Origin of the sequence: Streptomyces flaveolus (genome assembly GCF_044765825.1) — a bacterium.
In the GTDB taxonomy this organism is placed as follows: domain Bacteria; phylum Actinomycetota; class Actinomycetes; order Streptomycetales; family Streptomycetaceae; genus Streptomyces; species Streptomyces flaveolus.
The window spans coordinates 139,346-151,228 of the sequence record NZ_JBIWKU010000012.1; the positions used below are offsets into that span (position 1 = coordinate 139,346).

Genomic DNA, 11,883 nt, shown 5'->3' on the forward strand with positions numbered 1-11,883 from the left:
TTCGTTTGTGTCGGTACGGGTGGCTTGCGGGCGGGCTGCGCCCGTGGTCAGAGCCTACCGGCGGTGCCGTTTCCTCAGCGAACCCATATACGGTACGGGGCTACACGCACGCGGTCGGTTCGTCACGCGCACGCGTACCGGTCGGCACACACGACGCATGAGGAGAGAACCCGGTGGTCAGCCAGGAGCAGCGGCGGCGTCAGCTCGCCCGGGAGAAGTTCTTGCGGCAGCAGCAGCGACGTACCTCCGCGCGACGCAAGGCGCGCATGCGCAACGCGGCGATCGCCTCGGTGCTCGGCGTCATCCTGATCGGCAGCGTCGCGCTGTACACGACCGGGGTGGTCCTCGGGGACGACGACGACAAGACGAACGCGAGCGCGCAGGTCACGCCGAGCGCCTCCGCGAGCAGCAAGGCGCCGGACCCGTGCGACAAGCCCGCCGAGGGCAAGGCCAAGACGCAGACCTGGAAGAAGGAACCTGCGATGGCCATCGACAAGTCGGCGAAGTACACGATGAAGCTGTCGACGACCTGCGGCGAGATAGACATCGCGCTGAAGGCGTCGGCGGCGCCGCACACGGTCAACTCGTTCGACTTCCTCGCGGGCAAGGGCTACTTCGACCACACGAAGTGCCACCGGCTGACCGACCAGGGCATCTACGTGCTCCAGTGCGGCGACCCCCAGGGCACCGGTGCGGGCGGCCCCGGCTACACGATTCCGGACGAGAACCTGAAGGACAAGAGCCTCACGGGCAACGTCTACCCGGCGGGCACGGTGGCGATGGCCAACCAGTACAACGCGCAGGCGCAGCAGGGGCGCAACACGGGGGGCAGCCAGTTCTTCCTGGTCTACCAGGACAGCCAGCTCCCGCCGGACTACACGCCGTTCGGCACCGTGTCCGAGGCGGGGATGAAGGTGCTCAAGAAGATCGCGGACGCCGGCGCCCAGGCCATGGACCCGACGACCGGCAACACCGCGCCCAACGCGACCGTCGTCATCAACAAGGCGACGGTCGCGAAATCCTGAGGCCCAGCTGCGGAATTTCGGTCGCGCGGGATGCGGACAGGCCCCCCGCCGGTCGCCTATGTTGGCCGTGACGAAACTGTGGACGATGCCCGGGGGTAGCAAAGCCCTCCGCAGGCATCATGTGGAGGAGGCGCTGTGAGCAGCGACCCGTGGGGCCGCGTCGACGAGACGGGGACCGTGTACGTGCGTACGGCCGACGGCGAGCAGGTCGTCGGTTCCTGGCAGGCAGGCTCCCCCGAGGAAGCGCTGGCCTATTTCGAACGCAAGTACGAGGGCCTGGTTGTCGAGATCGGCCTCCTCGAGAAGCGTGTGAAGACCACCGACCTGTCGTCGAAGGACGCCCTGGCCGCCGTCGAGCACCTGCGCGAGCAGGTCGACGCGCACCACGCGGTCGGTGACCTGGAGGCGCTGCGGGCCCGGCTGGACAAGCTGGTCGAGCTGGTGGGCAAGCGTCGCGAGGAACGCAAGGCACAGCGGGCCAAGCAGTCCGACGAGGCGCGGGGCGCCAAGGAGGCGCTGGTCGCGGAGGCCGAGGAGCTGGCGCAGTCCGACCAGTGGCGGGCGGCCGGCGAGCGGCTGCGGTCGCTGGTGGACACCTGGAAGGGTCTGCCGCGCCTGGACCGCAAGTCGGACGACGAGCTGTGGCACCGCTTCTCGCATGCGCGCTCGGCGTTCTCCAAGCGCCGCAAGCAGCACTTCGCGCAGCTGGACGCGCAGCGCGAGGAGGCCCGCCGGACCAAGGAACGGCTGGTCGCGGAGGCCGAGGCGCTGTCGAACTCGACGGACTGGGGCCCGACGGCCGCGCGGTACCGCGATCTGATGTCCGAGTGGAAGGCCGCGGGCCGCGCCCAGCGCGAGCACGAGGACGACCTGTGGAACCGCTTCCGCGGCGCCCAGGACGTCTTCTTCGCCGCCCGCAGCTCGGTCTTCGCCGAGCGGGACGCGGAGCAGTCGGAGAACCTCAAGCTCAAGGAGGAGCTCGCCGAGGAGGCCGAGAAGATCCTGCCGGTCACGGACCTCAAGGCCGCCCGCGCCGCCTTCCGCTCGGTCAACGAGCGCTGGGAGGCCATCGGCCACGTGCCGCGTGACGCCCGGCCGAAGGTCGAGGGCCGGATGCACGCCGTGGAGCGGGCGATCCAGGAGGCCGAGGAGACGGAGTGGCGCCGGACCAACCCGGAGGCACGCGCGCGTGCCGAGGGTCTGACCGGTCAGCTCCAGGCCGCCGTGGACAAGCTGCGTTCCCAGATCGAGCAGGCGCGCGCCCAGGGCAACAACGCCAAGGCCGACAAGCTCCAGCGGGAGCTGGACGGCCGGCAGGCACTGCTGGACCAGGCCCTCAAGGGCCTGCAGGAGTTCGGCGGCTGAGACCGCCCGAGCACACGAGAAGGGCTCCCGTACGTGGTGTACGGGAGCCCTTCTCGTGTATGCCCCTGCGGGCCGCTACGACGGCCTGCGCGCCGACGTCACCCGGTACACGTCGTACACGCCCTCCACGCCCCGCACGGCCTTCAGGACGTGCCCGAGGTGCTTCGGGTCGCCCATCTCGAAGGTGAAGCGCGAGGTGGCGACGCGGTCGCGGGAGGTCTGGACGGCCGCGGAGAGGATGTTGACGTGCTGGTCGGACAGGACGCGCGTGACGTCCGACAGCAGCCGGGAGCGGTCCAGCGCCTCGACCTGGATGGCGACCAGGAAGACCGAGGACTGGGTGGGCGCCCACTCGACCTCGAGGATGCGCTCGGGCTCGCGGGACAGCGAGTCCACGTTCACACAGTCGCTGCGGTGAACCGAGACGCCGCTGCCGCGGGTGACGAAGCCGATGATCGGGTCGCCGGGGACGGGCGTACAGCAGCGGGCCAGCTTGACCCACACGTCCTCGACGCCCTTGACGACGACACCCGGGTCGGCGCTGGTGCGGCGTTTGCGGCCGCGACCGCGCGACGGCGGTACCGACTCGTCGATCTCCTCGGTGGCGGCCTCCTCGCCGCCGAGCGCCTGGACCAGCTTCTGCACGATGTTCTGCGCGGAGACATGGCCCTCGCCGATCGCCGCGTACAGCGCGGAGATGTCCGAGTACCGCATCTCGTGCGCCAGCGTGACCAGGGAGTCGCCGGTCAGGATGCGCTGGATCGGCAGGTTCTGCTTGCGCATGGCGCGGACGATGGCGTCCTTGCCCTGCTCGATCGCCTCGTCGCGGCGCTCCTTGGAGAACCACGCGCGGATCTTGTTGCGGGCCCGCGGCGACTTCACGAAGCCGAGCCAGTCGCGGGAGGGGCCCGCGCCGGCCGCCTTGGAGGTGAAGACCTCCACCAGGTCGCCGTTGTCCAGCGTGGACTCCAGCGGGACGAGCCGGCCGTTGACCCGTGCTCCTATGGTGCGGTGGCCGACCTCCGTGTGCACCGCGTACGCGAAGTCCACGGGCGTCGCCCCGGCCGGGAGCGCTATGACGTCACCCTTCGGCGTGAAGACGAAGACCTCGTTGCGGGAGAGGTCGAAGCGCAGGGACTCCAGGAACTCGCCGGGATCCTCGGTCTCCTTCTGCCAGTCCAGCAGCTGCCGCAGCCACGCCATGTCGTTGATGGCGTCCTTGTCCTTGCCGGAGGACTTGGGCACGTCGGTGCGGACCTTGGAGGCGCCGGCGACGGCCTCCTGCTTGTACTTCCAGTGCGCGGCGATGCCGTACTCGGCGCGGCGGTGCATGTCGAAGGTGCGGATCTGCAGCTCGACCGGTTTGCCGTTGGGTCCGATGACCGTCGTGTGCAGCGACTGGTACATGTTGAACTTGGGCATCGCGATGTAGTCCTTGAACCGCCCCGGAACCGGGTTCCAGCGGGCGTGGACCGTGCCCAGCGCCGCGTAGCAGTCGCGGACGGTGTCCACGAGGACGCGGATGCCCACCAGGTCGTAGATCTCCGCGAAGTCACGGCCGCGGACGATCATCTTCTGGTAGACGCTGTAGTAGTGCTTGGGGCGGCCGGTGACGGTCGCCTTGATGCGGGCCGCGCGCAGGTCCTGCTGGACCTCGTCGGTGACGATGGCGAGGTACTCGTCGCGCTTGGGGGCGCGCTCGGCGACCAGGCGGACGATCTCGTCGTACATCTTGGGGTAGAGGATCGCGAAGGCGAGGTCCTCCAGCTCCCACTTGATGGTGTTCATGCCCAGCCGGTGGGCGAGCGGCGCGTAGATCTCCAGGGTCTCGCGCGCCTTCTTCTCCTGCTTCTCGCGCTTCAGGTAGCGCATGGTGCGCATGTTGTGCAGGCGGTCGGCGAGCTTGATGACCAGGACGCGGGGGTCCTTGGCCATGGCGACGACCATCTTGCGCACGGTCTCCGCCTGCGCGGCCTCGCCGAACTTGACCTTGTCCAGCTTGGTGACGCCGTCGACGAGCAGGGCGACGACGTCGCCGAAGTCGCGGCGCAGGTCCTCCAGGCCGTACTCGGTGTCCTCGACGGTGTCGTGCAGCAGCCCGGCCATCAGCGTGGCCGGGTCCATGCCGAGCTCGGCGAGGATCGTGGTGACGGCGAGGGGGTGCGTGATGTACGGGTCGCCGCTCTTGCGCTTCTGACCGCGGTGCCAGCGCTCGGCGACCTGGTAGGCGCGCTCGATCTGCCGCAGCGTCGCCGTCTCGATCTTGGGGTCGTTGCTGCGCACTATCCGCAGCAGCGGCTCCAGGACCGGGTTGTACGGGTTGGCGCGCTGGACGCCGAGGCGGGCGAGGCGGGCGCGGACGCGGTTGGAGGAGCCGGAGCGGGCGGGCTGCCCGGCGGGCGTGCGGACCACGGGCGCGTTCTGGGGGCGCTCGGGCGGCAGCGGCTTGGGACGCGACTGCTGCTCGGCGGGCTTGTCGACCGGCGCGGACGGGGCATGCTGGATCGGCCCGTGCGTGTCGTTCTTCGCCTGGGGCGCGCTCGGCGCGGGCTTCGCCGCGGGCGCCGAGGCGGACTCGGGCTTTGCGGCGGTCAGTGGCTGGGCCTCGTCTGGCAAGAGGACTCCTCGTGCGCGATCCGGGTCGCCCGGTCAGGCTCCGGAAACCCCATGGTAGCGATCCTGCCCTCCAGGATCGCCTTCAGGCCGAATGAGGGCCGTCCACAGGAGAAACGCCTGAGGCGGGCGCCGGATTCCTCCGGGCCCGCCTCCCTGTGCGGCACAGGCCGCGTCAGACGGTGAGCAGCGCCTCCAGCGGGGCGCCGGCCAGAGCGGGCTCCAGCCGGGCACGCCCGTCGAGGAAGCCCAGCTCCATCAGCACGGCGAGGCCCGCGACCTGCGCGCCCGCCCTGCGGATGAGCTGGACGGAGGCCTCGGCGGTGCCTCCGGTGGCCAGGACGTCGTCGACGATCAGCACGCGGTCGTCGGCGCTCAGGTCCTCGGCGTGCACCTCGATCTCGGCCGACCCGTACTCCAGGTCGTAGGCCTGGCCGAGAGTGGCTCCGGGGAGCTTGCCGGCCTTGCGCACGGGGACGAAGCCGAGGCCGGAGCGCAGGGCGACCGGGGCGCCGAGGATGAAGCCCCGGGCCTCCAGTCCGACGACCTTGGTGGCGCCGGTGCGCCCGGCGACCTCGGCGAGGGCGTCGGTGAGCGCGGTGAACGCCGCAGGGTCGGCCAGGAGCGGGGTGATGTCCTTGAACACCACGCCCGGCTCCGGGTAGTCGGCCACGTCCCGGATACGGCTGAGCAGCAGCTCCTGGATACCGGTCATCGACGCTTCCCCGAGGGTCGGCCGCGGCCCCGGTTGCGGGACGCGGGCTGGTTGCGGGGGCCGACGACCGCGGGGGCGGCGTCGTCGGGCTCGTCGTCGTACGGCTCGTCGGTGACCGGTGCCTCCGCCGGCTCGCCCTGGGCCCCGCCCTGGGCGCGCTTGGCGAGGACGCGCTTCTTGAGGGCCTTCATCTGCGGCTCGGCCTCCTTGAGGTCGGCGACCAGCGGCGTGGCGATGAAGATCGAGGAGTACGCACCGGCCGCGAGGCCCACGAACAGCGACAGCGAGATGTCGTTGAGCATGCCGGCGCCCAGGACACCGCCACCGATGAACAGCAGGCCGCCCACCGGGAGCAGCGCGACCACCGTGGTGTTGATGGAGCGGACCAGGGTGCTGTTGATCGAGCGGTTGGCGATCTCGCTGTAGGTCCAGCGGGTCTGCTTGGTGATGTCCCTCGTCTGCTCCTTGAGACTGTCGAAGACGACGACCGTGTCGTAGAGCGAGTAACCGAGGATCGTGAGCAGACCGATCACCGTGCCCGGCGTGACCTCGAAGCCGACGAGGGCGTAGATGCCGGTGGTGATGGTGATGTCGTGGATCAGCGCGACGAACGCGGCGAGCGCCATCCGCCACTCGAACGCGATCGCCAGGTAGATCACGACGAGGACCATGAAGATCCCGAGGCCCTGCCAGGCCTTGTTCGCGATCTGGTCGCCCCAGCTGGGGCCGACCAGGTCGGCGTTGATCTTCTCCGCGTCGACCTTCAGGTCCTTGGCGAGGTCTTCCTTGATCTGGTCCGACTTGTCGGTGTCGATGCCCGCGATCTGGATGCGCAGGCTGCCGTCGCCGAGCTTCTGGACGATCGCGTCGTGCCCGGAGGCCTCCTCCGCGTACGTCTCCGCCTGCGACACCGAGGCGCTCATGTTCTTCGGGCTGGTGAAGACCGCACCGCCCTGGAACTCGATGCCCATGTGCAGGCCGCGCACCGCCAGACCCACGATCGCCGTGATGGTGATCAGGATGGAGATGCCGTACCAGATCTTGCGGTTCTTGATGAAGTCGTAGCCGACCTCGCCATGGTGCAGCCGGGCGCCGAGCTTGCCGAGTTTCGACATCTCTCACGCCTCCTTCGGGTCGACAGGGCCGGCGGACGGACGGCGGGTGCGGCGGAGCGGCGGCTTGGCACCCAGGCTCTTCGGATCGAGGCCGGACCACTTGTGGCCGCTCGCGAAGAACTTGCGGCGGGCCATCAGCGTGAGCAGCGGCTTCGTGAAGAGGAACACCACCACCACGTCGAGCAGGGTGGTCAGACCGAGCGTGAACGCGAAGCCCTGGACCTTGCCGACGGTGACGATGAAGAGCACCGCCGCGGCGAGGAACGACACGAAGTCGGAGACCAGGATGGTGCGCCGGGCGCGCGGCCAGCCGCGCTCGACCGCGGGGCGCAGCGTGCGTCCTTCGCGGATCTCGTCGCGGACGCGTTCGAAATACACGATGAACGAGTCCGCCGTGATGCCGATGGCGACGATGGCTCCGCAGACGGCCGGCAGGTTCAGCGCGAAGCCGATGGTCGGGCCGAGCAGCGCCATGATCACGTACGTCAGGCCCGCGGAGACCAGCAGCGAGGCGACCGCGATGAACGACAGGCCGCGGTAGTACAGCAGCAGGTAGAGGACGACCAGCGCGAGGCCGATCGCGCCGGCGATCAGACCGGCCTTGAGCTGCTCACCGCCGAGAGCGGCGGTGACGGTGGTGACGCTGTCCTCCTTGAAGCTCAGCGGCAGGGCACCGTAGGACAGCATGTTGGCGAGGCTCTGTGCCTCTTCCTGGTCGAAGCTGCCGGAGATCTCCGCGTTGCCGCCGGTCAGGGCCTGGCTGACGTACGGGTCGGAGACGACCTCGTTGTCCAGGACGATGGCGAACTGGTTCTGCGGGGACTGGTTCTGGGCCAGCTTGCCGGTGATGTCCGCGAACTTCTTGGAGCCGGAGTCCGTGAACTTCATCGTGACGGTCCAGCCGGCGGCGGTCTGCGTGTTGAAGACCGCCTTGGCCTGGTCGACGTCGGTGCCGTCGACCGCGGCGGGGCCGAGGATGTACTTCTGCCACTGGCCCTGCGAGTTCTGGCCGCAGGCCACCGTCGGGTCGCCGGGCTTGGCGCCCTCGCCGGCCTTGGCGCGGTCCGCCTTCTTCGTGCAGTCGAGGGCCGCGTACTGGGCCTGGAGCTTGGCGGTCGCGTCGTCGCCGGAGGCGCTGGCGCTGGCGCTCGGGGACGGGGAGGCGTCGCCGGTGGCCTTGCCGGAGGCTGACGGGCTGGGGTCGGCCTTCAGGGCGTCGGTGACCGCGCGGCCCTGGGTGGTGGCACTGGCCGAGGCGGCGTCGGACGGCGAGGAGCTCGCCTTTTCGTCGTCGGTCGCCTTGTCGGTGCCGGTCGCCTTGTCGGTGGCCTTGTCGGTCGCCTTGTCCGAGGCGCCGGAGGCACTCGGCGTGGGACTGCCCGTCGCGGCGGCACCGGAGAGTTCGGTGGCGAGGACCGGACGGAAGTAGAGCTTGGCGGTGGTGCCGACCTGGGCCCGGGCTTCCTTGGAGTTCGTACCCTTGGGGATGTTGACGATGATGTTCCGGTCGCCCTGGGTCTGAACCTCGGCCTCGGAGACACCCAGACCGTTGACACGGTTGTTCATGATGTCAACGGCGGTGTCCATGTTGGTCTTGTTGATCGCGGATTCCTGGCCGGGTTCCGAGACCGCCCTGAGGGTGATGCTCGTGCCGCCGGCCAGGTCGATCCCGAGACGCGGAGTCGTGTGTCCGGAGGCGAACATGCCTCCCGTGAGCGCCGCGATGACGATCACGATCAGGGCCAGCGAGCGCCCGGGCTTGCTCTGAGCGCTCGCGGTCTTTCCCTTTTTAGGTGCTACCACCTGTTCGTACTCCCTCTCGAGCCGCGTCACGCCGGGACGGCGCACCGGCGGCCATCACATGGTGTGGGGATCCGCGCGACGCGCGGGGTGCACGGGAACGGTCCGCGCACCTCGGGGCGCGGCTACTTCGCCTCGGAGCCGCCGTCGGACTTCTTCGGCTGCTCGTCCGCCTTCGCCTCGGCGGGCGCGGCGGCGGCCGTCGGCTCGTCGGCCACGTCCTTCTTGCCGAGGTCGACGGACTTGTCGTCGGACTCGTCGGCGGCCGGGGCGTCGGTCTCGGTGAGGGAGGAGGCGTCGTCCGGCACGACGTCGGCGTCGGACTTCAGGTCGTGCTCGATGCCGTGGACGATGCGGTTGTACTCGTCGTCGGTGAGGACGGCACCGATGGAGTTCTTGGCGAAGAGCAGCTCGACGCCCGGACCGGCGTCGAGGAGGACCGTGTCCTCGCTGACCTCCTTGACCGTGGCGTACATGCCCCCGATGGTGCGGACACCGGAACCGGGCTGCATCTGGTTCCGCATGTCGGCGGCCTGCTGCTGCTTCTTCTTCGCCGACCGGGTCATCAGGAACATGGCCCCGATGAGCACGATGAACGGGAGGAGGGTCACGAGACTCACGGGTCGGTACTTCCTTCACACGACCGCGATGGTGAGCGGCCTGATGGTTGGGGGTGTGTGCGCCGCCGACAGGGGCGGCATCGGCGGAGTCTAAGCGAGTCCGCGCGCATGGAACAACGCTCAGCATGGCACCGGGGTTCCTGCTACGGCGAATGTCCTCGTCGTGACGGGAGTGTCACGCCCCGAACAGGTCCCCTTGTCCGTTTCCGGAATTCTGCGCACGCGGCGGGGTGAGGCCGAGATGCGCCCATGCCGCCGGGGTCGCGACCCGTCCGCGCGGGGTGCGGGCCAGGAGGCCCTCCCGTACGAGGAAGGGTTCGGCGACCTCTTCCACTGTCTCACGCTCCTCCCCCACGGCGACGGCGAGCGTGGAGAGGCCGACCGGACCTCCGCCGAACAGCTTGAGCAGCGCCTGGAGCACGGCCCGGTCGAGGCGGTCCAGGCCCCGGGCGTCGACCTCGTAGACCGCGAGGGCGGCGGCGGCGATCTCCTGGGTGATCACTCCGTCGGCCTTGACCTGGGCGTAGTCGCGGACGCGGCGCAGCAGGCGGTTGGCGATGCGGGGGGTGCCGCGGGAGCGGCCGGCGATCTCGGCGGCGCCGGCGGGGTCGATCTCGACGTCGAGCAGGCCCGCGGAGCGGTGGACGACGCGTTCCAGCTCGGCCGGTCCGTAGAACTCCATGTGCGCGGTGAAGCCGAAGCGGTCGCGCAGCGGGGGCGGCAGCAGGCCCGCGCGGGTGGTGGCGCCGACCAGGGTGAACGGGGGAAGTTCGAGCGGGATGGCGGTGGCGCCCGGGCCCTTGCCGACGATGACGTCGACGCGGAAGTCCTCCATCGCCATGTAGAGCATCTCCTCGGCGGGCCGGGACATGCGGTGGATCTCGTCCAGGAAGAGGACCTCGCCCTCCTGGAGGGAGGAGAGGATCGCGGCGAGGTCTCCGGCGTGCTGGATGGCGGGGCCGGAGGTGATGCGGATCGGGGCGCCCATCTCGGCCGCGATGATCATGGAAAGGGTGGTCTTGCCGAGGCCGGGGGCGCCGGAGAGCAGGACGTGGTCGGCGGTGGCCCCCCGGGCGCGTGCGGCGCGCAGCACCAGGTCGAGCTGCTCACGGACCTTCTCCTGGCCGATGAACTCGCCCAGGTCCTTGGGGCGCAGGGCCGCCTCCACGGCCTGGTCCTCGCCGTCGGCGACCGAGCCCACCAGCCGCTCTCCGGCGGCCTCGGCGTCGGTCGTGTCGTCCCAGTTCATGAGGTGTGCCTCGGCTCTCGCTACGGACTATCGGGCGCGGTTCAGTGTCTGCAGGGCGGCCTTGAGCAGCTGTCCCACCTGGGGTGTGCCCTCGGCGGCCTCCGCCTGCGGCGCCACGGCGGACACGGCCTCGTCGGCCTCTCGGGTCGCGTACCCCAGACCGATCAGGGCGGCGTGCAGCTGGTCGCGCCAGCCGGTACTGACCGGGGCGCCGACAGCGGGGGCCCCGACGGGCGCGCCGAGGCGGTCCTTCAGTTCCAGGAGGAGCTTCTGGGCGCCCTTCTTGCCGATGCCCGGGACGGCGGTCAGGGCCTTCTCGTCCCCGGTGGAGACGGCTCGGCGCAGGGCGTCGGGGCTGTGCACGGCGAGCATGGCCTGCGCCAGGCGGGGGCCGACGCCGCTGGCGGTCTGGAGCAGCTCGAAGACCTGGCGTTCGTCGTCGTCGGCGAAGCCGTACAGCGTCAGGGAGTCCTCACGGACGACGAGGGAGGTGGCGAGCTTGGCGGGCTTGCCGACGCGGAGGGTGGAGAGCGTGTTCGGCGTGCACTGGACGGCCATGCCGACACCGCCGACCTCGACCACCGCGGTGTCGGGGGCGAGGGCGGCGACCGTGCCGCTGACGAAGGCGATCATGCCGTGTGGCCTTTCGGTGCGTGCGGGGCTTTCGGGATACGCGAGCTTCCCGGGGCCTGGAGGGCCCGGGAGGCGTGCAGGGCGGCGGCCTGCTGGAGCCGGTTCTGCGCGGGGGTGCGCCAGATGTGGCAGATGGCCAGGGCGAGCGCGTCGGCGGCGTCGGCGGGCTTCGGGGGCGCGGCCAGCCGCAGCAGGCGGGTGACCATGGCGCCCACCTGGGCCTTGTCGGCGCGTCCGCTGCCGGTGACGGCGGCCTTGACCTCGCTGGGGGTGTGCAGGGCGACGGGGATGCCGCGGCGGGAGGCGCACAGGATGGCGACGGCGCTGGCCTGGGCGGTGCCCATCACCGTGCGGACGTTGTGCTGGCTGAAGACGCGCTCCACGGCGACGAACTCCGGGCGCTGCTCGTCCAGCCACCGCTCGATGCCCTGCTCGACGGCGACGAGGCGGTGTCCGAGGTCGGCGTCCGCGGGGGTGCGGACGACGCCGACGCCGAGCATGGTCAGCGGCCTGCCCGCGACGCCCTCGACGACGCCGATGCCGCAGCGGGTCAGCCCCGGGTCCACCCCCAGTACACGCACGCCTACGCCCTCCCGTCGATCACCTGTTTGTGCAGGCTATCGGGTGCCACCGACAACGGCGGGGGGGGGGGGGGGGGGGGGGGGGGGGGGGCGCCGGGCGGCGGGGGGGGGGGGTGGGGGTGGGGGGGGGGGGGGCCACAACCACATCACGACGACATATTATTTAG

10 protein-coding genes are annotated in these 11,883 nt (G+C 70.5%); 2 read left to right on the forward strand and 8 right to left on the reverse strand.

Annotation, left to right across the window (positions count from 1 at the left end; all coding sequences use genetic code 11):
- The first annotated feature begins 173 nt into the window (after nt 1-173).
- Entirely contained in the window at nt 174-1,025 is an 852-nt protein-coding gene (locus ACIRG6_RS30580; RefSeq protein ID WP_239770085.1) for a peptidylprolyl isomerase, read from the forward strand.
- 135 nt (nt 1,026-1,160) lie between these two features.
- Nucleotides 1,161-2,390 (forward strand): DUF349 domain-containing protein, encoded by a 1,230-nt coding sequence (locus tag ACIRG6_RS30585; protein WP_318217762.1) that lies wholly within the window; start codon nt 1,161-1,163, stop codon nt 2,388-2,390.
- Between the two features lie 75 nt (nt 2,391-2,465).
- On the opposite strand, the gene relA is transcribed toward ACIRG6_RS30585, so the two are convergent.
- From relA to ruvC, 8 genes are all read right to left on the reverse strand, one after another.
- Nucleotides 2,466-5,006, reverse strand: a complete 2,541-nt coding sequence (relA, locus tag ACIRG6_RS30590; RefSeq protein ID WP_364680918.1) for a GTP pyrophosphokinase — start codon at nt 5,004-5,006, stop codon at nt 2,466-2,468.
- A gap of 172 nt (nt 5,007-5,178) precedes the next feature.
- Nucleotides 5,179-5,718 (reverse strand): adenine phosphoribosyltransferase, encoded by a 540-nt coding sequence (locus ACIRG6_RS30595; protein ID WP_189230620.1) that lies wholly within the window; start codon nt 5,716-5,718, stop codon nt 5,179-5,181.
- On the reverse strand, nt 5,715-6,833 hold the full coding sequence (secF, locus tag ACIRG6_RS30600) for a protein translocase subunit SecF (RefSeq protein ID WP_350725567.1): 1,119 nt from the start codon (nt 6,831-6,833) through the stop codon (nt 5,715-5,717). The genes ACIRG6_RS30595 and secF overlap by 4 nt, the downstream gene beginning before the upstream one ends.
- A gap of 3 nt (nt 6,834-6,836) precedes the next feature.
- Nucleotides 6,837-8,636 (reverse strand): protein translocase subunit SecD, encoded by a 1,800-nt coding sequence (secD, locus tag ACIRG6_RS30605; RefSeq protein ID WP_364680935.1) that lies wholly within the window; start codon nt 8,634-8,636, stop codon nt 6,837-6,839.
- 122 nt (nt 8,637-8,758) lie between these two features.
- Nucleotides 8,759-9,253 (reverse strand): preprotein translocase subunit YajC, encoded by a 495-nt coding sequence (yajC, locus tag ACIRG6_RS30610; protein ID WP_318217766.1) that lies wholly within the window; start codon nt 9,251-9,253, stop codon nt 8,759-8,761.
- Nucleotides 9,254-9,428: 175 nt separating this feature from the next.
- Nucleotides 9,429-10,502, reverse strand: a complete 1,074-nt coding sequence (gene ruvB, locus ACIRG6_RS30615) for a Holliday junction branch migration DNA helicase RuvB (protein ID WP_225635345.1) — start codon at nt 10,500-10,502, stop codon at nt 9,429-9,431.
- A 27-nt stretch (nt 10,503-10,529) separates the two neighbouring features.
- Nucleotides 10,530-11,135, reverse strand: coding sequence for a Holliday junction branch migration protein RuvA (gene ruvA / locus ACIRG6_RS30620; protein WP_239770079.1), 606 nt, complete (start codon nt 11,133-11,135; stop codon nt 10,530-10,532).
- A complete protein-coding gene (ruvC, locus tag ACIRG6_RS30625; protein ID WP_403325085.1) occupies nt 11,132-11,716 on the reverse strand; it encodes a crossover junction endodeoxyribonuclease RuvC in 585 nt (194 codons plus the stop codon). Before ruvC ends, ruvA begins: the two co-directional genes overlap by 4 nt.
- Nucleotides 11,717-11,883: the final 167 nt, after the last annotated feature.